The following is a 25,486-nucleotide window of genomic DNA, read 5'->3' as shown; positions in this document are numbered from 1 at the left end:
AGAGGGGGTTGTCCATTGATGTCAAAGAAGAGGGCGCTTGATAAAAAGAATGTAGAGGATATTTTCGCTTTATCCCCTCTGCAGCAGGGGGTGCTGTACCATACATTGCATGCTCCGGATGATCATCTGTATGTCATGCAGCTGAATATAAAATTGACCGGATCTATACAGGAAGCTCTGATTATAAAGGCTTGGCAGTGGATGAGCGAGCATCACCCGGTCCTAAGAACAGTCTATCGCTGGAAACAAATTGCTCAGCCCGTCCAGGTCATACTACGGTCACAGGAGCTGAACTTTCATTCGATGGACTGGTCTCGATGGGGAGCTTCGGAACAGGCACAGCGTCTGGAAGCTTTCGTTCAAGCGGATCGTTGTCAATCGTTTGATCTGGAACTAAGCCCTTTTCGTGTAACGCTTGTTAAATTGAAGGATGACCATTATCAAATGGTCATCACAAGCCATCACATTTTGCTGGATGGATGGAGTCTCTCCCTGCTGTTGAAGGAATTCTGGCACGCCTATCAAGCATTTTTCCGGGGAGAAAGCTGTATTCCGCAAGCACAAGGAAGCTTCAAGGATTATATTAAATTTTTGCGAAGCCAGCCTTCGAAGCCGAGTGAAGCCTTCTGGAGCAATTATTTGTCCGGAATAGCGGAAAATACAGACTTGCCTTTGGCAAAGCCTGCCTCCAAGGCTCAAAAAGTAAATACCCGCAGCGCAAGCTTTAAACTATCCGGCTCCATCCTGCAAGAGCTTCAGCGTGCATCGAAGCAGAATCATGTTCCTCTATCTGCTGTTTATTACGGCATATGGGGCTTGCTTCTGCAGCGGTTAACGGGGAAAAATGCGGTGTTTGGGACAACCGTTTCTGGCAGAAATGTTCAGGTGCCCGATGTACAGACCATGCTGGGGATGCTGATTAATACTATTCCGTTGAAATCAGAGCCTTCAGCAAACGCGACCCTGATTCAGGCGATACGAGATGTCCGCGATGCTCTTGTAGAGCGTCTTGCCTATGAGACGACAGCGTTGGTTGATATTGCTGCGAGCTGCGGTTTGAAAAAAAGCGAAGAGCTGTTCCGCTCTATTGTTGTACTCGAGAATTTCCCGGTAGACCATGAAATGTATCATTCGGATTTGCTTCGAATGGAATCGATTCAGGAATTCAGCAGCAATAACTATGATCTGTCGCTTGTGATTATGCCTGGGGCGGAGCTGAAGCTTGAATTCAAATATAACGCTCTGCTGTTTGATGAAGAGGCTATCGAGCAGTTAGGGACATGGTTTGAGCGCTTGCTGCTGCAATTTATTCATGACGCTGAATTGGAAATCAGCCGTATCGAGTTGCTTGCAGACGGTGACAGAGAGAAGATACTCCATACGTTTAATGATACGCACACCGCCTATCCGCGGGAACGGACGATCAGTCAGCTGTTCGAGGAGCAGGTGGCGATTCGAGGCGGCGACATCGCGGTATCGGATGGCGAGCGGGAGTGGACTTATGCGGAGCTGAACCTGCGGGCGAACCGAATCGCCCGGCAGTTGAAAGCGCAGGGCGTCGGCCCCGAGCAGGTGGTCGGAATTATGGCGGAGCGCTCCCTGGAGATGGCGGCGGGCATTCTGGGCATCCTGAAGGCGGGCGGGGCTTACCTGCCGATCGATCCGCAGTACCCGCTGGAGCGGATCAGCTATATGCTGGAGGACAGCGGGAGCGGCTGGCTGCTGAGCGCCTCCGGCTGGCCGGAAGGTCTGGGCTTCGCGGGGCAGCGTATCCCGCTGGATGCCTCGCTGCTGGAGCAGGGAGAGGGAGAGAATCTGCCGGCGGCTCACCGGCCGGAGCAGCTGGCCTATATTATCTATACCTCGGGCTCGACCGGCCAGCCTAAAGGCGTCATGATTGAGCAGCGGAGTGTGGTCCGGCTGGTGAAGGCGACCAACTATGTGACGTTCGAGCCGGAGGATCGTCTGCTGCAGACAGGCTCGCTGGCATTCGACGCTTCGACCTTCGAGCTGTGGGGGGCACTGCTTAACGGGCTTCAGCTGCATCTGGCGCCGCAGGAGACGCTGCTGAGTCCAGGGGAACTGAAGCGGGTGATCCGGGAGCGGGGCATTACGCTGCTGTGGCTGACCTCGTCGCTGTTCAACCAGCTGTCGCAAGCGGATGTGGAGCTGTTCCGGGGAGTCCGGCAGCTTATCGTCGGCGGAGAGGCCTTGTCGCCAGCGCATATCGAGGCGGTGCGGCAAGCCCATCCCGGCTTGAAGCTGGTGAATGGCTACGGCCCGACCGAGAATACGACCTTTTCGACGTATTATGTGATCGACAAGGAGCACCGGGAGAGTATCCCGATCGGCCAGCCGATCAGCAATACGACCGTCTATATCGTAGATGGCTATCAGCGTCTGCAGCCGATCGGTGTACCGGGGGAGCTGTGTGTAGGCGGCGAAGGACTGGCGCGGGGGTATCTGAACCGGGAGGAATTGACGAAGGAGAAATTTGTAGAGAGCCCGTTCCGGCCAGGCGAGCGGATGTATCGTACAGGCGATCTGGCGCGCTGGACGGCGGAGGGAACGATCGAATATCTGGGCCGGATCGATGAGCAGGTGAAGATCCGCGGCCACCGGATCGAGCCGGGAGAGATTGCGCAGGCAATGCTGGCGCAGGAGGAGATCAAAGAGGCCTACGTGCTGGTGCATCACATGCAGCCGTCCCTAGCGTCGCAAGGGGCGGAGGGTGGATCGGCTGCACACGCCGCCAGCGGAGAGGCCTGCCTGTGCGGCTATTACACCGCTGCAAGTCCGATATCTGCTGCGGAGCTGACCCAGCGGCTAGGTGATATGCTGCCAAGCTATATGGTCCCCTCCTTCTTCATCCAGCTGGACGAGCTGCCGCTCAATGCAAACGGCAAGGTAGACCGGCGGAGTCTGCCGCAGCCGGACTGGGCGCGGGCCGTTACGTCGGTCTATGCGGCGCCGGAGAGCGAGCTGGAGACGGCCCTGGTGGAGCTGTGGCAGGAAGTGCTTGGCGTGCAGCGGCTCGGAATCGACGATGACTTTTTCGAGCGGGGCGGCCATTCTTTAAAGGCAACGACACTGATTGCCCGAATCTACAAGCAATTTAACCTGGAGGTTCCGCTGCGCGAGCTGTTCCGCCACGCGACGGTCCGTCAGCTGGCCCACTATATGTCTAGCAGTATGCTGCCGGAAGCGGCAGAAACAGGTTATGAGGCGATTTCACCCGTAGAGCCAAGAGCGTACTATCCGGCTTCCTCCGTCCAAAAGCGGCTGTATGCAATCAGCCAGCTCGAAGGAGCGGAGGTTAGCTACAATATTCCCCAGGTGCTGGAGATTACAGGCGAACTCGACGAGGAACGATTCGAGCAGGCGCTGCAGCAGCTGATCCGGCGTCATGACAGCCTGCGCACCAGCTTTGAACTGATCGAGGGCGAGCTGGTGCAGCGGGTGCAGGATGTTGATGCCGTGTGTGCGGGACTGAGCTTGAAGCCTGAGGCAGCAAGTGAGGAAGAAGCTGCAGCGCGGGTGCAGGCCTTCATTCAGCCGTTCAAGCTGAGCGAGGCCCCGCTGCTGCGGGCGGAGCTGTTGAAGCTGGAAGAAGGTCGCCATTTGCTGCTGCTGGACATGCATCATATCGTCTCAGATGCGGTGTCAATGAATGTGCTGTTGAGCGAATGGATGGGTCTGTATGAAGGAGCAAGCTTGCCGGAGCCGGCGATTCAGTACAAGGATTATGCGGTCTGGCAGCAGGAGCAGCGCCAGCAGGAACGGCATGCGAAGCAGGAGGCGTATTGGCTGCAGGAGCTGTCCGGCGAGCTGCCGGTGCTTGCGCTGGCGACAGACAAGCCGCGGCCGCCGGAGCAGCGGTTTGAAGGCGGGCAAGTGGCGTTTGAGATTGGGGCGGAGCTCACCCGGCAGCTGCGGGAGCTGAGCGCAAGGCAGGGAACGACGCTGTACATGACGCTGCTGGCGGCGTATTGCGTCCTGCTGCACAAGTATACCGGTCAAGAGGATATGATCGTCGGCACACCTGTCGCGGGCAGAACCCGCCCAGAGCTGGAGCGGGTCATCGGGATGTTCGTGAACACCTTGGCGCTGCGCAGCTACCCGCAGGGAGCCAAGACGTTTACCGGCTTTTTGCAAGAAATGAAGCAGACGGTGCTGGGGGCGCAGGAGCATCAGGACTATCCTTTTGATGAGCTGGTGGAGAAGCTGGCGCTGCACCGGGATCGCAGCCGCAATCCGTTGTTTGACACGATGTTTGTTCTGCAGGACGGGGATCATCCTTTGCCTGCAGCAGCGAATTGGACGGTTCGGGAATATCCTTGTGAGCTTCGCAGCTCCAAGTTTGATATGACGCTAGCGGCAAGAGAGACGGAAGGAAGAATTCAATTTCAATGGGAATACGGGGTTCATCTCTATCATGGGGCAACCGTGGAACGAATGTCTCGTCATTTCATCCGTCTGCTGGAAAGTATTGCCGAAAGGGAGACAGCGCCGCTGACAGAGCTGGAGCTGCTGACGAGCAAGGAACAGGAGCAGCTGCTGTATGAGTTTAATGCGACGGAGGCCGCTTATCCCCAGGAGAAGCGGATTGAGGAGCTGTTTGCAGAGCAAGCACAGGTTCGGCCGGAGCAGACAGCCGTAGTGGCCGGGGAACAGAGCTGGACATACGGGGAGTTGAATGCACGGGCCAACAGCTTGGCGCGTGAGCTGAGAGAGCGGGGCGTAGGGCCGGAGCAAATTGTCGGCATCCTGGCCCGGCCTTCGCTGGAGATGATCGCAGGCATCCTGGGCATTCTGAAGGCAGGCGGGGCCTACTTGCCGATCGATCCGCAGTATCCGGGCGAACGCATCCGGTACATGCTGGAGGACAGCGGAGCCCGGCTGCTGCTGGCGTCTTCGGCTGCGGGAGAGCCGGAAGGGCCGACTTCCGCCCCCCTCGGAAAGCCGCAAGGGCAGGCTTCCGCCTCGACCGGAGAACGGCCTGGGCTGGCCTCGGCCTCACTCGGGGAACAGCTTGGGCTATCCTCCTTCACGGGAGATATTCTCGATTTGGAGGAGGAAGGGCTGTACCAGGGCGACGGAAGCGAGCTTGCGCTGGAGGACATGAACGCCGGGCAGCTGGCCTATGTCATCTACACGTCAGGCTCCACCGGCCAGCCCAAAGGAGTACTGGTCGAGCATCGTTCGCTGGTTAACCTGTCGGTATGGCATCAGCAGCGGTTTGCGGTGCGGGAGAGCGACCGGAGCACGAAGCTGGCAGGGTTTGGCTTCGACGCATCGGTCTGGGAGATCTTCCCTTATCTGATCAGCGGAGCGGCGCTCCATATAATTGACGAAGCGACCCGGACCGATATCCATGCGCTGAACGCCTATTATGAGCGGGAAGGGATCACGATCAGTTTCCTGCCTACACCGTTGTGCGAGCAATTCATGCAGCTGGACAACCGTTCGCTGCGGGTGCTGCTGACAGGCGGCGACAAGCTGAATCGTTTCCAAAAGCAGCGTTATTTGCTGGTTAACAACTACGGGCCGACGGAGAATACCGTGGTGACAACGAGTCAGGACGTTACCGCTTTGTCCGCGAATATCGCCATTGGCCGGCCGATTGCGAACCACAGTGTCTACATCCTGGGTTCGGACAATCGGCTGCTTCCGATCGGCGTGCCGGGCGAGCTGTGCATCAGCGGCGCCGGATTGGCGCGGGGCTACCTGAACCGGGAGGAGCTGACGAGGGAGAAATTCGTAGAGAGCCCGTTCCGGCCGGGCGAGCGGATGTACCGTACAGGGGATCTGGCGCGCTGGACGGCGGAGGGAACGATCGAATATCTGGGCCGGATCGACGAGCAGGTGAAAATCCGCGGTCACCGGATCGAGCCGGGGGAGATTGCGCAGGTGATGCTGGCGCAGGAGGAGATCAAGGAAGCCTACGTGCTGGTACATCACATGCAGCCGTCCCCAGCGACGCAAGGGGCGGAGGATGGAGCGGCTGAACACGCCGCTGGCGGAGAGGCCTGCCTATGCGGCTATTACACTGCTGCAAGTCCGATATCCGCTGCGGAGCTGACCCAGCGGCTTGGCGCTGTGCTGCCAAGCTATATGGTCCCCTCCTTCTTCATCCAGCTGGAGGAGCTGCCGCTCAATGCAAACGGTAAGGTGGACCGGCGGAGTCTGCCGCAGCCGGACTGGACGCGGGCCGTTACGTCGGTCTATGCGGCGCCGGAGAGCGAGCTGGAGACGGCCCTGGTGGAGCTGTGGCAGGAAGTGCTTGGCGTGCAGCGGCTCGGAATCGACGATGACTTTTTCGAGCGGGGCGGCCATTCTTTAAAGGCAACGACACTGATTGCCCGAATCTACAAGCAATTTAACCTGGAGGTTCCGCTGCGCGAGCTGTTCCGCCACGCGACGGTCCGTCAGCTGGCCCACTATATGTCTAGCAGTATGCTGCCGGAAGCGGCAGAAACAGGTTATGAGGCGATTTCCCCCGTAGAGCCAAGAGCGTACTATCCCGCTTCCTCCGTCCAAAAGCGGCTGTATGCAATCAGCCAGCTCGAAGGAGCGGAGGTTAGCTACAATATTCCCCAGGTGCTGGAGATTACAGGTGAACTCGACAAGGAACGATTCGAGCAGGCACTGTACCAGCTGATCCGGCGTCATGACAGCCTGCGCACCAGCTTTGAACTGATCGAGGGCGAGCTGGTGCAGCGGGTGCAGGATGCTGATGCCGTGTGTGCGGAACTGAGCTTGAAGCCTGAGGCAGCAAGTGAGGAAGAAGCCGCGGCGCGGGTGCAGGCTTTCATTCAGCCGTTCAAGCTGAGCGAGGCCCCGTTGCTGCGGGCGGAGCTGCTGAAGACGGGGGAGGATCGTCATCTGCTGCTTCTCGACATGCATCATATTATCGCAGACGGGCTATCCGTCTATATGCTGCTTGAGGAATGGATGAGCTTGTATGAAGGAGCTAGTCTGCCGGAGCCGACGATTCAGTACAAGGATTATGCGGTCTGGCAGCAGGAGCAGCGCCAGCAGGAACGGCATGCGAAGCAGGAGGCGTATTGGCTGCAGGAGCTGTCCGGCGAGCTTCCAGTACTGGAGTTAACCACAGACAAGGCTCGTCCCCCGGTACAGCAATTTGATGGAAAGCGTGTCATGTTCACCATTGGCAGCAGTTTGGCGCAAAGACTTCGTGAGCTAAGCACCAGGCAGGGAGCTACCTTGTATATGACCCTCCTGGCCGTATACAAAATCATGCTGCACAAGTATACGGGCCAGGAAGAGCTGATCGTCGGCACATCTGTTGCAGGAAGAACGCGCCCGGAGAGCGAGCGGGTCATGGGCATGTTTGTAAATACGCTGGCACTTCGCAGCTATCCGCAAGGAACGAAGACATTCACCGCTTTTCTGGAGGAAATCAAGCAGACCGTGCTGGGGGCGCAGGAACATCAGGATTATCCTTTTGACGAGCTGGTGGAGAAGCTTGCGCTGCACGGGGACAGAAGCCGCAATCCGTTGTTTGATGTCATGTTTGTAATGCAAAATTTAGGTCAGATCAAGAAAAATTATGGTCAGCTCACGATTGTACCGCTCGAAATGGAATATCCGATGGCCAAGTTCGATATAACGCTTACGGTGGAAGAGACAGGAGACAACCATTTGCTCGGCCAACTGGAATACCGTACTTCATTATTTGATCCAGCTACAATGGAACGGATGACAGGCCATTTCCTGCGGCTGCTCGAGGAGGTGGCGGAACAGCCAGCTCTGCGCCTGAACAGTATGGCGCTTCTTACCGAGGAGGAACATCATCAGCTGGTACAAGTGTTTAATGCTACATCGGCTTCATATGAGGCCGGACAAACGCTTCACAGCTGGTTTGAGGAGCAGGTAAAGAACACGCCGGGGCGGCGTGCTATCCGATTTGGCGATCAGCAGCTTACTTATAGCGAGCTGAATGCCAAGGCAAATTGTCTGGGACGAATTTTGCGGGAACGCGGAGTTAAGCCGGACAGACGGGTAGGAATTCTGGCCGAACCGTCACTGGAGCTGGCGGTAGCTGTGCTGGCGGTATTAAAGGCTGGCGGGGCCTATGTACCGATGGATCCGGATCATCCGCTGGAGAGAATGCAGTATATGGTGGCGGATTCCGGGATGGAGCTGCTGCTGACGCAGCAGAAATTCAACCATTTGGCAGATGGGTTGATCGATAGCGTGATCCTAATTGACAGTGAAAATCAGGTGACAGCTGCAGGCGGAGCAGATGCGGCGGAAGCGGATCTGGAAACGATCTCCCGTCCGGAGCATTTAGCCTATGTAATTTATACATCGGGTACGACCGGCCAGCCTAAAGGAGTTTTGATTGAGCATCGCAGTATTATTAATGCCTTGCAGTGGCGAAATGAGGAGTACGCCTTTACTGGGCAGGATAAAGCCTTGCAATTATTTTCTTTTGCCTTTGACGGTTTTGTGCTCAGCTTTTTCACCCCTTTATTGGCTGGTGTTGAGATCGTTCTGCTTGACAGGGAGCAGAGCAAGGATGCGCGGATTATTGCGCAGACCATCCGGGATTGCGGAATTACAACCTTTATTTGTATCCCTGGCTTGTACGCCGCAATTTTGGAAGGCCTGAATGACGATACGCAGCAGCCTCCGGCCGCGCTGCCGCTGCGGATTGTTACTCTAGCAGGGGATAAGCCGACCGCAGCCATGCTTAAGGAGAGCAGCAGGCTTCTGCCTCAGGTAGAGCTTGTCAATGAATATGGGCCGACGGAAAACAGTGTCGTTGCCAGCTGCTTGAGACGGATGGAGCAAAGCAAACAAATCACGATCGGCAAGCCGATCGCTAATGTGCGGCTTTATGTACTGAACGGCTGCGATCAGCCGCTGCCGCTGGGTGTGGCTGGCGAGCTGTGCATCGGCGGAGCCGGTTTGGCGCGGGGATACTTGAATCGTCCCGAGCTGCAGGCGGAGAAATTTACAGCAGCTTCCTTTGATGCAGGGGAGAGGCTGTATCGCACAGGTGATCTGGCACGCTGGCTGCCTGACGGAAATATCGAGTATCTGGGACGAATTGATCATCAGGTTAAAATTCGCGGTTACCGGATTGAGCTGGGTGAAATAGAAGCACGCCTGCTTGAGCTTGAAGGAGTGAACGAAGCGGTTGTAACAGCCTGTACCGATCCAGGAGGGGATTACAGCTTATGTGCTTATGTCACAGCTGCTAGTGAATTGCCCGCGGTCCAGCTGCGTCAGGCTTTGGCCAAGCGGCTGCCGGGGTATATGGTACCGGCAGTTATTATGCAGCTGGAGCGGCTGCCGCTCAATGCCAGCGGCAAGGTGGATCGCCGGAGCCTGCCGGAGCCGGATTGGGCGCAAGCCAGTACCTCAATTTATGCGGAGCCAGAGAGCGAGCTGGAGACGGCCTTAGTCGGGCTGTGGCAGGAAGTGCTTGGCGTGCAGCGGCTGGGAATCGACGATGACTTCTTCGAGAGAGGCGGGCATTCGCTAAAGGCGACCATGCTTATTGCGCGTATCTACAAGCAGCTTGGGCGGGAAGTGCTGTTGCGGGAATTATTCCGCTATCCTACAGTGCGTCAACTGGCGGAGCATCTGTCTGGCACAGAGCAGGTCGTCTACAAAACGATTGAGATTGTAGAGCCAAGAGTGTACTATCCGGCTTCCTCTGTTCAAAAGCGGCTGTATGCGATCAGCCAGCTGGAAGGAGCGGAGGTTAGCTACAATATTCCCCAGGTGCTGGAGATTACAGGTGAACTCGACGAGGAACGATTCGAGCAGGCGCTGCACCAGCTGATCCGGCGCCATGACAGCCTGCGCACCAGCTTTGAACTGATCGAGGGCGAGCTGGTGCAGCGGGTGCAGGATGTTGATGCCGTGTGTGCGGGACTGAGCTTGAAGCCTGAGGCAGCAAGTGAGGAAGAAGCTGCAGCGCGGGTGCAGGCCTTCATTCAGCCGTTCAAGCTGAGCGAGGCCCCGCTGCTGCGGGCGGAGCTGCTGAAGCTGGAAGAAGACCGCCATCTGCTGCTGCTGGACATGCATCATATCGTCTCGGATGCGGTGTCGATGAATGTGCTGCTAAGCGAATGGATGAGTCTGTATGAAGGAGCTAGCCTGCCGGAGCCGACGGTTCAGTACAAGGATTATGCGGTCTGGCAGCGGGAGCAGCGCCAGCAGGAACGGCATGCGAAGCAGGAGGCGTACTGGCTGCAGGAGCTGTCCGGCGAGCTGCCGGTGCTTGCGCTGGCGACAGACAAGCCGCGGCCGCCGGAGCAGCGGTTTGAAGGCGGGCAAGTAGCGTTTGAGATTGGGGCGGAGCTCACCCGGCAGCTGCGCGAGCTGAGCGCAAGGCAGGGAACGACGCTGTACATGACGCTGCTGGCGGCGTATTGCGTCCTGCTGCACAAGTATACCGGACAAGAGGATATGATCGTCGGCACACCTGTCGCGGGCAGAACCCGCCCAGAGCTGGAGCGGGTCATCGGGATGTTCGTGAACACCTTGGCGCTGCGCAGCTACCCGCAGGGAGCCAAGACGTTTACCGGCTTTTTGCAAGAAATGAAGCAGACGGTGCTGGGGGCGCAGGAGCATCAGGACTATCCTTTTGATGAGCTGGTGGAGAAGCTGGCGCTGCACCGTGATCGCAGCCGCAATCCGCTGTTCGACACGATGTTTGTTCTGCAGGATGGGGATCATCCTTTGCCTGCAGCAGCGAATTGGGCGATTCGGGAATATCCTTGGGAGCTTCGCAGCTCCAAGTTTGATATGACGCTGACAGCAAGCGAGATCGAAGGAAGGCTGCAATTTCAATGGGAATACGGGGTCCATCTCTATCATGGGGCAACCGTGGAACGAATGTCTCGCCATTTCGTCCGCCTGCTGGAAAGCATTGCCGGGAGGGAGACAGCGCCGCTGGCTGAACTCGAGCTGCTGACAAGCAAGGAACAGGAGCAACTGCTGTATGAGTTTAATGCAACGGAGGCCGCTTATCCCCAGGAGAAGCGGATCGAGGAGCTGTTTGCGGAGCAAGCACAGCTTCGGCCGGAGCAGACTGCCGTAGTGGCCGGGGAACAGAGCTGGACATACGGGGAGTTGAATGCACGGGCCAACAGCTTGGCGCGTGAGCTGAAAGCGCAGGGCGTTGGCCCCGAGCAAATTGTCGGCATCCTGGCCCGGCCTTCGCTGGAGATGATCGCAGGCATCCTGGGCATTCTGAAGGCGGGCGGGGCCTACTTGCCGATCGATCCGCAGTACCCGGGCGAACGGATCCGCTATATGCTGGAGGACAGCGGAGCCCGGCTGCTGCTGGCGTCTTCGGCTGCGGGAGAGCCGGAAGGGGCGACTTCCGCCCCCCTCGGAAAGCCGCAAGGGCCGGCTTCCGCCTCGACCGGAGAACGGTCTGGGCTGGTTTCGGCCTCGCTCGGAGAACAGCTTGGGCTATCCTCGTTCACCGGAGATATTCTCGATTTGGAGGAGGAAGGGCTGTACCAGGGCGACGGAAGCGAGCTTGCGCTGGAGGACATGAACGCCGGGCAGCTGGCCTATGTCATCTACACGTCAGGCTCCACCGGCCAGCCCAAAGGAGTACTGGTCGAGCATCGTTCGCTGGTTAACCTGTCGGTATGGCATCAGCAGCGGTTTGCGGTGCGGGAGAGCGACCGGAGCACGAAGCTGGCGGGGTTTGGCTTCGACGCATCGGTCTGGGAGATCTTCCCTTATCTGATCAGCGGAGCGGCGCTCCATATGATCGACGAAGCGACCCGGACCGATATCCATGCGCTAAATGCCTATTATGAGCGTGAAGGGATCACGATCAGTTTCCTGCCTACACCGTTGTGCGAGCAATTCATGCAGCTGGACAACCGTTCGCTGCGGGTGCTGCTGACAGGCGGCGACAAGCTGAATCGTTTCCAAAAGCAGCGTTATTTGCTGGTTAACAACTACGGGCCGACGGAGAATACCGTGGTGACAACGAGTCAGGACGTTACCGCTTTGTCCGCGAATATCGCCATTGGCCGGCCGATTGCGAACCACAGTGTCTACATCCTAGGTTCGGATAATCGGCTGCTTCCGATCGGCGTGCCGGGCGAGCTGTGCATCAGCGGCGCCGGATTGGCGCGGGGTTACCTGAACCGGGAGGAATTGACGAAGGAGAAATTCGTAGCCAATCCGTTCCGGCCAGGCGAGCGGATGTATCGTACAGGAGATTTAGCGCGCTGGACGCCGGAGGGAACGGTCGAATATCTGGGCCGGATCGACGAGCAGGTGAAAATCCGCGGCCACCGGATCGAGCTGGGGGAGATTACACATCAGCTGCTGCAGCTTGATCAGGTGCGCGATGCTGCCGTGCTGACGCGTCAAGATCCGGCGGGAGAAAGTATTTTGTGCGCCTATCTCCTGACCGGCGGCGAGGCGGACATCTCGCAGTGGCGGCGTCAATTGGCTCAGAAGCTGCCGGGGTATATGATTCCGCACCATTTTATCAGACTGGAGCAGTTCCCGCTGACGCCCAACGGCAAGATCGATTACAAGGCGCTGCCGGAGCCGGAGCTTCATCCGGCGGACATGGAAGGCAAGCCGCCGGGCAATGAAATGGAGGCGCTCTTGGTCCAGGTCTGGAAGGAGGTGCTGGGGCTTGCGGCCGTCGGCGTTGACGACAACTTCTTTGAACGGGGCGGGGACTCGATCAAGGCGGTACAGATTGCGGCGCGCCTGCATCAGCAGCGGCTGAAGCTGGAGGTCAAGCATCTGTTCCAGTACCCGACCATCGAGGAGCTGAGCGGCTATGTGAAGCCGTTGACGGCAGCAGCCAGCCAGGAGGCGGTTGAGGGAGACGTGCGGTTCACCCCGATTCAGGCATGGTTCATGGGGCAGGGCTTCGCGGAGAAGCAGCACTGGAACCAGGCCTTTATGCTGTACCGCGAGGCGGGCTTTGAGGTGAAGCTGGTGGAAGCAAGCTTCCGGGCGATCCTCACCCATCATGATGCGCTGCGCATGGTCTACCTGGAGGAAGCCGGGGGCATCCGGCAATACAATCGGGGCCCGGACGCCGAAGCGGTCGAGCTGACCGTACAGGAATGGACGGGTGAAGCCGGTGCGGGGCTTGCGGCCGAGGTGAACCGGCTGCAGCAGGAGCTGAAGCTTCAGACCGGACCGCTCGTTCAACTGGGGCTATTCCATCTGCCAGAGGGAGACCATCTGCTGATTGTGGCGCATCATCTGGTCATGGACGGCATCTCCTGGCGCATCCTCCTGGAGGACTTTGAGACGGGCTATCGCCAGGCCAGCGAGGGAAGTGACATCCGGCTGCCGGAGAAGAGCCATTCGTTCCAAGCCTGGGCAGAGGAGCTTGAGCGCTATGCGAACAGCAAGGCGCTGCTCCGGGAGAAGGCCTACTGGAGCCGTACAGCATTAGAGACGGTCCCTGTGCTGCCGCAGGATGGCCAGGCTGCGGTGAGACGCTGGGGAAATGCCGAGACGGTGAGCGCAGAGCTGGATGAGCAGCAGACGAAGCAGCTGCTCCAGGAGGTGCACACCGCATTCAAGACGGAGATGAATGATGTGCTGCTGGCGGCGCTAAGCCTGGCGATCGGGGAGTGGAGCGGTCACGGCAGGGTGCCGGTTCAGCTGGAAGGACATGGCCGGGAGGAGATTCTGGAAGGAATCAATATCAGCCGGACGATCGGCTGGTTTACGACGGTGTATCCAGTGGTGCTGGAGGTGGAGCAGCAGCAAGGGCTGTCATACCACCTGAAGCAGACGAAGGAGACGCTGCGCCGGGTGCCAAGCAAGGGGATCGGTTATGGGGTTCTGAAGTACATGACCTCCGCAGAGCATAAGGAGGATCTCCAGTTTGGCGCAGAACCGGCTATCAGCTTTAACTATCTGGGCCAGTTTGACTCCAGCGGGAGCGATAGGAACGATGCCCTGTTTGAACTGTCGCCGCTGCCGACCGGACAACCGATCAGCCCGTCCGCGCCAAGAAGCCAGGCACTGGATGTAACGGGAGCGGTGACCGGAGGCAGGCTTCGGATCCATCTGACCTATGACCGTGAGGAATATGAACGCCAGACGATGGAGCAGCTGGCTGCACGATATAAGGAGACGCTGCTGGAGCTGATCGCGCACTGTCTGAGCCGGGAGAGCACCGATGTCACACCAAGTGATTTGGGATATAACCAATTGTCTTTGGAACAGCTGGATAAGGTGAACTCATTATTGAAGCTGAAAATCAAGGTATAGGCTGTCTAAATTATAACTATGCAAGCCAAGAGGGCTGCTACAGGCAAGAATGTGAACCGGGGTGAGCCGAAGGAGCATCCCGGTTCGATATCTTCCTTAAAATAGGGGATTGTTTTCGTGAAGAAAAGATAACAGGGGAAGGCAGCAGCAGCCGGATGCAAGCTGTTGATCAGCAAGCCATAGAGCAGCAGCCTGCTGCTGACTGGCCTCCTCAATAAATCAAGGGAAGTGAATAAAGTGCCTAATCTGGACATCAAGATGATTCAGCCTTTATCTCCCATGCAAAAAGGAATGTTGTTTCATCATAGGCTGGAGCCGGCTTCGCAGCAGTACTTTGAACAGATGGTTTTGACTGCTGAAGGTTCGTTTGACATCGCGGCCTTTGAGACGAGCTTCAACCAATTAATTGAGAGGCATGACATCTTGCGGACGGTATTTCTATATGAAGAAATGGATACGCCGCTGCAGGTCGTTCTTGTGGAACGAAAAGCGACCGTTTACTACGAAGATATCTCTGCTATGAAGGAACAGGAGCAAGAGGCTTGTCTGGAGCAGTTTACATACCAAGACCGCAAGACCGGATTTAATTTGCAGTCAGATCTGCTTATACGCGCTGCCGTATTTAAGATTTCGGAGAGCCGCCATAAGATTGTTTTGAGTAATCACCATATTTTGATGGATGGCTGGTGCCTTGGCATCATTATGGAGGATTTGCTGAAGCTGTATAAGCAAAGCAGTACAAAGCAGAGGGTACAGCTGGATCCTGTCCCATCGAATCGCGGCTATCTGGAATGGCTGGAAAAGCAGGATGAAGAGGAAGCATTGATGTATTGGCAGCGAAACCTTAGCGGCTACGCAGAACGAGTCTCCATTCCAAGGAGCCATTTCCGTTCTGATAGTAAGGAAGACTATGACAGGCAGCAATCTTTGGTTACGCTGGGAGCCGGGCTGACAGCCGAGCTTTCGCAGATCGCGATCAGAAACCAGGTCACATTAAACCATGTGTTTCTGGCCATGTGGGGAATTTTGCTTCAACAGTACAGTCTTACACAGGATGTTGTAATTGGAACCGTTATTTCCGGACGCCCCCCGGAAGTGGAGGGCATTGAAGGCATGGTCGGCTTGTTTATTAATACTATTCCATTGCGCATCACCTCCCGGCAAGGGCAGAGGTTCCCGGAGCTGCTGGCCCAGGTTCAACAGACCCTTCTTCGGGGTGAAAAATATGGCTATGCATCATTAGCGGATATTCAAGCTAATTCTGAAATGAAGCAAGGGCTGTTTGATCATATTGTTTCGTTTCAAAATTTCTCGAATCGCCTGGAAGCAGAGGAGCCAGCAGATCGCGACAGCCGGGAGCTGCGCTTCACTAAGGCCGAGGTGTTCGAACAAACCAATTATCCATTGACTGTAATGGTCCAGCCTGGAGAGCAATTCATAGTTCAGATCAGCTATGACGGGCGGATTTTCGAGCGGGATACGATTGAACGGGTCGGCAGCCATTTCATTCACTTGGCAAATACATTGGCCAATGATCCGAATATCCTTGTACATGATATCGATATTGTGACGCCCAGGGAACAGGAGCAGTTGCTGTATGAGTTTAATGCGACGGAGGCCGCTTATCCCCAGGAGAAGCGGATTGAGGAGCTGTTTGCAGAGCAAGCACAGGTTCGGCCGGAGCAGACAGCCGTAGTGGCCGGGGAACAGAGCTGGACATACGGGGAGTTGAATGCACGGGCCAACAGCTTGGCGCGTGAGCTGAGAGAGCGGGGCGTAGGGCCGGAGCAAATTGTCGGCATCCTGGCCCGGCCTTCGCTGGAGATGATCGCAGGCATCCTGGGCATTCTGAAGGCAGGCGGGGCCTACTTGCCGATCGATCCGCAGTATCCGGGCGAACGCATCCGGTACATGCTGGAGGACAGCGGAGCCCGGCTGCTGCTGGCGTCTTCGGCTGCGGGAGAGCCGGAAGGGCCGACTTCCGCCCCCCTCGGAAAGCCGCAAGGGCAGGCTTCCGCCTCGACCGGAGAACGGCCTGGGCTGGCCTCGGCCTCGCTCGGAGAACAGCTTGGGCTATCCTCGTTCACGGGAGATATTCTCGATTTGGAGGAGGAAGGGCTGTACCAGGGCGACGGAAGCGAGCTTGCGCTGGAGGACATGAACGCCGGGCAGCTGGCTTATGTCATCTACACGTCAGGCTCCACCGGCCAGCCCAAAGGAGTACTGGTAGAGCATCGTTCGCTGGTCAACCTGTCGGTATGGCATCAGCAGAAATTTGCGGTGCGGGAGAGCGACCGGAGCACGAAGCTGGCGGGGTTTGGCTTCGACGCATCGGTCTGGGAGATCTTCCCTTATCTGATCAGCGGAGCGGCGCTCCATATGATCGATGAAGCGACCCGGACCGATATCCATGCGCTGAATGCCTATTATGAGCGGGAAGGGATCACGATCAGCTTCCTGCCGACACCGCTGTGCGAGCAATTCATGCAGCTGGACAACCGTTCGCTGCGGGTGCTGCTGACAGGCGGCGACAAGCTGAACCGATTCCAAAAACAGCGTTATCTGCTGGTTAACAACTACGGGCCGACGGAGAATACCGTGGTGACAACGAGCCAAGACGTCACCGCTTTGTCCGCGAATATAGCCATTGGCCGGCCGATTGCGAACCACAGTGTCTACATCCTAGGTTCGGATAATCGGCTGCTTCCGATCGGCGTGCCGGGCGAGCTGTGCATCAGCGGGGCCGGATTGGCGCGGGGGTACCTGAACCGGGAGGAGCTGACGAGGGAGAAATTCGTAGAGAGCCCGTTCCGGCCAGGCGAGCGGATGTACCGTACAGGGGATCTGGCGCGCTGGACGGCGGAGGGAACGATCGAATATCTGGGCCGGCTCGATGAGCAGGTGAAAATCCGCGGCCACCGGATCGAGCCGGGGGAGATTGCGCAGGCGATGCTGGCGCAGGAGGAGATCAAGGAAGCCTACGTGCTGGTACATCACATGCAGCCGTCCCCAACGACGCAAGGGGCGGAAGATGGAGCGGCTGAACACGCCGCTGGCGGAGAGGCCTGCCTATGCGGCTATTACACTGCTTCAAGTCCAATATCTGCTGCGGAGCTGACCCAGCGGCTAGGTGATGTGCTGCCAAGCTATATGGTCCCCTCCTTCTTCATCCAACTGGAGGAGCTGCCGCTTAATGCAAACGGCAAGGTGGACCGGCGGAGTCTGCCGCAGCCGGACTGGACGCGGGCCGTTACATCGGTCTATGCAGCGCCGGAGAGCGAGCTGGAGACGACTCTAGTGGAGCTATGGCAGGAAGTGCTTGGCGTGCAGCGGCTCGGAATCGACGATGACTTTTTCGAGCGGGGCGGCCATTCGCTAAAGGTAACTATGCTGGCCGCCCGCATTCAGACCGAACTGGGCAGAGAGCTTCCGCTGCGTGATTTGTTCCGCTATCCTACAGTACGGCAGCTTGCAGCGCATCTGGCCGGAGCAGAGCAAGCGGTCTATGAAGCGATTGCCCCAGTTGAGCACCGTGAATATTATCCGGCGTCATCAGCGCAAAAGCGTCTGTACGCGATCAGTCAACTGGAGGGCGCGGAGCTGAGCTACAATATCCCGCAAGCGCTGGAAATTGCCGGCTCGCTGGATGCAGGCCGCTTGGAGCGGGCGCTGATAGAGCTGATCCGGCGTCATGAAAGCCTGCGAACCACCTTTGAACTCATAGAGGGAGAGCTGGTTCAGCGGGTACAAACATACGAACAGATCCAGCGGCTGGCAGGGTTTGGCTTGAAGCAGGCGGTTGTCAGCGAGCAGGAAGCAGCTGCAAGAGCCGCAGCCTTCATTCAGCCGTTCAAGCTAAGCGAAGCGCCGCTTGTACGGGCGGAGCTGCTGAAGCTGGGCGAAGAGCGCCATTTGCTGCTGCTGGACATGCATCACATTATCGCCGATGCGGTATCGATGAATGTGCTGCTTAGCGAATGGATGAGTCTGTATGAAGGAGAGAGTCTGCCGGAGCTGGCAATCCAGTACAAGGACTATGCAGTCTGGCAGCAGGAACAGCGCAGCGAGGCGTGGTATGCGAAGCAGGAGGCCTACTGGCTGCAGGAGCTGTCCGGCGAGCTTCCAGTGCTGGAGCTGGCGTCTGATAAGCCGAGGGCTGCAGTACAGCAGTTTGAAGGAGAGCGGCTGACATTTGAAATTGAGGGCGAGCTGACACAGAAGCTGAGGGAATTAAGCAGGAGACAGGGAACAACCCTGTATATGACCATGCTGGCTGCCTATAATGTGCTGCTGCATAAGTATACGGGCCAGGAAGACCTGATTACCGGTACACCCATTGCAGGCAGAACCCGCCCGGAGACAGAGCGGGTCATTGGCATGTTTGTGAACACACTGGCGCTGCGCAGCTACCCGCAAGGAAGCAAGACGTTCAAGGGATTTCTGGAAGAAGTCAAACAGACGGTACTGGGAGCCCAGGAGCATCAGAATTACTCCTTCGAAGAGCTGGTGGATAAACTGGCGCTGCGGCGGGACCCGAGCCGGAATCCATTGTTCGATACGATGTTCGCTTATCAGCATCCGAATCGGGCCGGAGAATCGGCTTCTGATCTGTCAATCACAGTTCGGCCTCTGGAGTATAAGGTAGCAAAGGTTGATCTTACGCTGCAGGTGTTTGAGCTGGAGCATAGCTTGAGCTTTGACCTTGAATACAGCAAGAATCTCTATATGCCTGCAACGATGCTCCGCATGATGGAGCACTTCAAGAACATTCTGAGCCAGATTGCAGATGATTGTGAGATCTTGCTGTCGGATATCGATATGATGACTGCTGAAGAAAAGGAGCTTCTGCAACGTTTCAGTATGACGGACACCGCCTATCCGCGGGAGCGGACGATCAGTCAGTTGTTCGAGGAGCAGGTGGCGATTCGAGGCGGGGACATCGCGGTATCGGATGGCGAGCGGGAGTGGACTTATGCGGAGCTGAACCTGCGGGCGAACCGAATCGCCCGGCAGCTGAAAGCGCAGGGCGTTGGCCCCGAGCAGGTGGTCGGAATTATGGCGGAGCGCTCCCTGGAGATGGCGGCGGGCATTCTGGGCATCCTGAAGGCGGGCGGGGCCTACCTGCCGATCGATCCGCAGTACCCGCTGGAGCGGATCAGCTATATGCTGGAGGACAGCGGGAGCAACTGGCTGCTGAGCGCCTCCGGCTGGCCGGAAGGTCTGGGCTTCGCGGGGCAGCGTATCCCGCTGGATGCCTCGCTGCTGGAGCAGGGAGAGGGAGAGAATCTGCCGGCGGCTCACCGGCCGGAGCAGCTGGCCTATATTATCTATACCTCGGGCTCGACCGGCCAGCCTAAAGGCGTCATGATTGAGCAGCGGAGTGTGGTCCGGCTGGTGAAGGCGACCAACTATGTGACGTTCGAGCCGGAGGATCGTCTGCTGCAGACAGGCTCGCTGGCATTCGACGCTTCGACCTTCGAGCTGTGGGGGGCACTGCTTAACGGGCTTCAGCTGCATCTGGCGCCGCAGGAGACGCTGCTGAGTCCAGGGGAACTGAAGCGGGTGATCCGGGAGCGGGGCATTACGCTGCTGTGGCTGACCTCATCGCTGTTCAACCAGCTGTCGCAGGCGGATGTGGAGCTGTTCCGGGGAGTCCGGCAGCTTATCGTCGGCGGAGAGGCCTTGTCGCCAGCGCATATCGAGGCGGTGCGGCAAGCCCATCCCGGCTTGAAGCTGGTGAATGGCTACGGCCCGACCGAGAACACGACCTTTTCGACGTATTATGTGATCGACAAGAAGCACCGGGAGAGTATCCCGATCGGCCAGCCGATCAGCAATACGACCGTCTATATCGTAGATGGCTATCAGCGTCTGCAGCCGATCGGTGTACCGGGGGAGCTGTGTGGAGGCGGCGAAGGACTGGCGCGGGGGTATCTGAACCGGGAGGAATTGACGAAGGAGAAATTTGTAGAGAGCCCGTTCCGGCCAGGCGAGCGGATGTATCGTACAGGCGATCTGGCGCGCTGGACGGCGGAGGGAACGATCGAATATCTGGGCCGGATCGATGAGCAGGTGAAGATCCGCGGCCACCGGATCGAGCCGGGAGAGATTACGCAGGCAATGCTGGCGCAGGAGGAGATCAAGGAGGCCTACGTGCTGGTGCATCACATGCAGCCGTCCCTAGCGTCGCAAGGGGCGGAGGGTGGATCGGCTGCACACGCCGCCAGCGGAGAGGCCTGCCTGTGCGGCTATTACACCGCTGCAAGTCCGATATCTGCTGCGGAGCTGACCCAGCGGCTAGGTGATATGCTGCCAAGCTATATGGTCCCCTCCTTCTTCATCCAGCTGGACGAGCTGCCGCTCAATGCAAACGGCAAGGTAGACCGGCGGAGTCTGCCGCAGCCGGACTGGGCGCGGGCCGTTACGTCGGTCTATGCGGCGCCGGAGAGCGAGCTGGAGACGGCCCTGGTGGAGCTGTGGCAGGAAGTGCTTGGCGTGCAGCGGCTCGGAATCGACGATGACTTTTTCGAGCGGGGCGGCCATTCCTTGAAGGCCACCATGCTGATCTCGCGAATCGGCAGGAAGCTTGGCCGGGAAGTAACGATCCGCGACATCTTCCGTCATCCCACAGTACGCCAGCTGGCTTGCTATTTGGCTGGAGCGGAGCAATTCGTTTATGAGCGCATCCCTTCGATTCAAGAGAGGGAATATTATCCCGCCTCTTCAGCACAAAAACGATTGTATGCGATCAGCCAGCTGGAAGGAGCAGAGCTTAGCTATAATATCCCGCAAATGCTGGAGATCACAGGGCAGCTGGATAGCAGCCGTCTGGAGCAGGCGCTCCACCAGTTGATACGCCGTCATGACAGTCTGCGCACTTCCTTTGAGTTGATTGAGAATGAGCTGGTCCAGCAAGTACAGGCATATGAGCAGCTTCCAGGGCTCAGCCTCCAGCCGGAGACGGTCAGCGAGCAGGAGGCGGCGGAGAGAGCGAAGTCATTTATTCGGCCGTTCAAGCTGAATGAAGCACCGCTGCTACGGGTTCAGCTGTTGAAGCTGCATCCAGAGCGCCATCTGCTGCTGCTGGATATGCATCACATTATCTCGGATGCGGTGTCAGTGAATGTGCTGTTGGAGGAATGGATGAGCTTGTATGACGGAGCGAGCCTGCCGGAGCAGGCGATCCAGTACAAGGATTATGCGGTCTGGCAGCAGGAGCAGCGCCAGCAGGAACGGTATGCGAAGCAGGAGGCGTATTGGCTGCAGGAGTTGGCCGGTGAGCTGCCGGTGCTCGCGCTGGCGACGGACAAGCCGCGTCCGCCCGTCCAGCAATTTGAAGGCGACCGGCTGACGTTCGAAATTGGCTGGGAGCTAACCCAGCAGCTGCGTGAATGGAGTGCAGAGCAGGGAACGACACTGTACATGACCTTGCTCGCGGCGTATTACGTGCTGCTGCACAAGTATACCGGGCAAGAGGATCTGATCGTGGGGACGCCAATTGCCGGCAGAACGCGGCCAGAGCTGGAACGGACAATTGGCATGTTTGTGAACACCTTGGCGCTGCGAAGCTGCCCGCAGGGCGGCAAGGCGTTTGCTGACTTCCTGCAGGAAGTCAAGCAGACGGTGCTGGGGGCGCAGGAGCATCAGGAATATCCATTCGAGGAAGTCGTAGAGAAGCTGGCGCTGCGCCGCGACCGCAGCCGCAATCCGCTGTTCGATGTGATGTTCTCCGTCCAGAACGGGGAACGATCCGCTTCACCGGCGGGTGGTCTGTCCGTAAGACCGTATGAGTATGATTTTCCGTTTTCCAAATTCGATCTCACGCTGGACACTGTAGAAACCGAGAATATCTTGCGTTTTGAATGGGAATTTCGGACCGACCTGTTTGAGCGGCATACGATTCAAAGAATGGCCCACCATTTTACAACAGTTTTGAATACGGTCATGAAATCCAGCAGCATTCTGATCTCAGACATTGAGCTGCTGACCCCAGAGGAGAAGGACCAGCTTCTGTATACGTTTAATGATACATCGGCCTATTATCCGAAGGAGAAGCTAATCCATCAGTTATTTGAGGAGCGGGTGAAAGAAAGGCCGGAGCAGATTGCGGTGGTGGCCGGAGAGCGGAGCTGGACCTACCGGGAGTTGAATGAGCATGCGAACAATCTGGCTGTGAAACTGCGAGCGCTAGGGGCGGGTCCCGACAGGGTCATTGGACTGATGGCCGAGCGTTCCTTTGCGATGGCGGCAGGGATTCTGGGGATTTTGAAGTCAGGGAGCGCGTATTTGCCTATTGACCCGCAATATCCACAGGCCAGAAAAGCCTACATGCTGGAGGATAGCGGTGCCTTTGTGCTGCTTGCTCCTTCCCGGCTGGTTGATTTCCCTTACACGGGCCGGCTAGTCGATTTAGAGGCTGAGGATGTGTATCAGGGAGACGGCAGCAATCTGTCTGTAGAGCAGAGCTCGAAGCAACTGGCCTGCATCATCTATACCTCCGGTTCTACAGGAACACCGAAGGGTGTTCAAATCGAACATCACAGTATTGTTAATTTATCGACATGGTTCCATTCCGCCTATAATCTGACGGAAAACTATAATGTTTTGCAAATGACTAATTTCTCCTTTGATGTGGTGATCGAGGAGATTTTAGGTTCGCTTTTGAACGGGGCGACCGTCCATTTGCCAGATACATTTACCATTTTACAGCCTATGGAGCTTGTTCATTATATTCGGACTCATCACATTCATGTGGCCCAATTCGTACCTGCAACGCTGCGTGAGCTGTTATTGCCTGCGGAGCGAATTCCCAGTCTGCAAGTCGTCATCTGTGGTGGAGAGAAGCTGGAGCAAACACTAGCAGCAAGGATTATTGAAAAGGGCTATCGGCTATTCAATCATTATGGTCCGACGGAGACAACAGTGGATGCTCTGCGCTATCCCTGCAGCAAAGAAGACAGTCAGATGTATCTCGGCAGGCCTATTGCGAATGTCCAGGTCTATATTACGAATAAAGCGGGACAGCTTCAGCCGATCGGCGTGCCGGGCGAGCTGTGCATCAGCGGAGCCGGATTGGCGCGGGGTTACTTAAACCGGGAGGAATTGACGAAGGAGAAGTTCGTAGCCAACCCGTTCCGGCCGGGCGAGCGGATGTACCGTACAGGGGATCTGGCGCGCTGGACGCCGGAGGGAACGGTCGAATATCTGGGCCGGATCGACGAGCAGGTGAAAATCCGCGGCCATCGGATCGAGCTGGGTGAAATTACGCATCAACTGCTGCAGCTTGATCAGGTGCGCGATGCTGCCGTGCTGACGCGTCAAGATCCGGCAGGAGAAAGCATCCTGTGCGCCTATCTCCTGACCGACAGTGAGGCGGATCTCTCGCAGTGGCGGCGTCAATTGGCCCAGAAGCTGCCGGGGTATATGATTCCACACCACTTTGTCAGGCTGGAGCAGTTCCCGCTGACGCCCAACGGCAAGATCGATTACAAGGCGCTGCCGGAGCCGGAGCTTCATCCGGCGGATATGGAAGGCAAGCCGCCGGGCAATGAGATGGAGGCGCTCTTGGTCCAGGTCTGGAAGGAGGTGCTGGGGCTTGCGGCCGTCGGCGTTGACGACAACTTCTTTGAACGGGGCGGGGACTCGATCAAGGCGGTACAGATTGCGGCGCGCCTGCATCAGCAGCGGCTGAAGCTGGAGGTTAAGCATCTGTTCCAGTACCCGACCATCGAGGAGCTGAGCGGCTATGTGAAGCCGTTGACGGCAGCAGCCAGCCAGGAGGCGGTTGAGGGAGACGTGCGGTTCACCCCGATTCAGGCATGGTTCATGGGGCAGGACTTCGCGGAGAAGCAGCACTGGAACCAGGCCTTTATGCTGTACCGCGAGGCGGGCTTTGAGGTGAAGCTGGTGGAAGCAAGCTTCCGGGCGATCCTCACCCATCATGATGCGCTGCGCATGGTCTACCTGGAGGAAGCCGGGGGCATCCGGCAATACAATCGGGGCCCGGACGCCGAAGCGGTCGAGCTGACCGTACAGGAATGGACGGGTGAAGCTGGTGCGGGGCTTGCGGCCGAGGTGAACCGGCTGCAGCAGGAGCTGAAGCTGCAGACGGGACCGCTCGTTCAACTGGGGCTATTCCATCTGCCAGAGGGAGACCACCTGCTGATTGTGGCGCATCAGCTGGTCATAGACGGCATCTCCTGGCGCATCCTCCTGGAGGACTTTGAGACGGGCTATCGCCAGGCCAGCGAGGGAAGGGACATCCGGCTGCCGGAGAAGAGCCATTCGTTCCAAGCCTGGGCAGAGGAGCTTGAGCGCTATGCGAACAGCAAGGCGCTGCTCCGGGAGAAGGCCTACTGGAGCCGTACAGCATTAGAGACGGTCCCTGTGCTGCCGCAGGATGGCCAGGCTGCGGTGAGACGCTGGGGAAATGCCGAGACGGTGAGCGCAGAGCTGGATGAGCAGCAGACGAAGCAGCTGCTCCAGGAGGTGCACACCGCATTCAAGACGGAGATGAATGATGTGCTGCTGGCGGCGCTAAGCCTGGCGATCGGGGAGTGGAGCGGTCACGGCAGGGTGCCGGTTCAGCTGGAAGGACATGGCCGGGAGGAGATTCTGGAAGGAATCAATATCAGCCGGACGATCGGCTGGTTTACGACGGAGTATCCAGTGGTGCTGGAGGTGGAGCAGCAGCAAGGGCTGTCATACCACCTGAAGCAGACGAAGGAGACGCTGCGCCGGGTGCCAAGCAAGGGGATCGGCTATGGGGTTCTGAAGTACATGACCTCCGCAGAGCATAAGGAGGATCTCCAGTTTGGCGCAGAACCGGCCATCAGCTTTAACTATCTGGGCCAGTTTGACACCAGCGGGAGCGATGGGGCCGGTGCCCTGTTTGAACTGTCGCCGCTGCCGACCGGACAGTCGATCAGCCCGTCTGCCCCAAGAAGCCAGGCACTGGATATAACGGGAGCGGTAACCGGAGGCAGGCTTCGGATCGATCTGACCTATGACCGTGAGGAATATGAACGCCAGACGATGGAGCAGCTGGCTGCGCGATACAAGGAGGCGCTGCTGGAGCTGATCGCGCACTGTCTGAGCCGGGAGAGCACTGATGTCACACCAAGCGATCTTGGAGACCAAGAGATGACCATGGAGGAACTTGAGGATATTACGGCTTTGCTGGAGTCGCTTAAGTAAGAGGTTTGGATCTAAAACAAGAATC

The 25,486-nt window shown here is 57.6% G+C and carries 2 protein-coding genes; both read left to right on the top strand.

Features of this window, described 5'->3' with window-relative positions; all coding sequences use genetic code 11:
- The first annotated feature begins 18 nt into the window (after positions 1-18).
- Positions 19-14,265, top strand: coding sequence for a non-ribosomal peptide synthetase (locus tag BN2762_RS17940; RefSeq protein WP_055108263.1), 14,247 nt, complete (start codon positions 19-21; stop codon positions 14,263-14,265).
- Positions 14,266-14,523: 258 nt separating this feature from the next.
- On the top strand, positions 14,524-25,461 hold the full coding sequence (locus tag BN2762_RS17935) for a non-ribosomal peptide synthetase (protein ID WP_074048736.1): 10,938 nt from the start codon (positions 14,524-14,526) through the stop codon (positions 25,459-25,461).
- Positions 25,462-25,486 lie beyond the last annotated feature (25 nt).

Origin of the sequence: Paenibacillus ihumii (genome assembly GCF_001403875.1) — a bacterium.
Taxonomy (GTDB): Bacteria; Bacillota; Bacilli; order Paenibacillales; family Paenibacillaceae; genus Fontibacillus; species Fontibacillus ihumii.
Note: the sequence above shows the minus strand (reverse complement) of the source record. Positions and strands in the feature narration are given on the sequence as shown.

What these genes read in the sequence shown, in the direction of transcription:
- BN2762_RS17940 (WP_055108263.1), top strand. Translation starts at nt 19, where the DNA reads ATGTCAAAGAAGAGGGCGCTTGATAAAAAGAATGTAGAGGATATTTTC.
- BN2762_RS17935 (WP_074048736.1), top strand. Translation starts at nt 14,524, where the DNA reads ATGATTCAGCCTTTATCTCCCATGCAAAAAGGAATGTTGTTTCATCAT.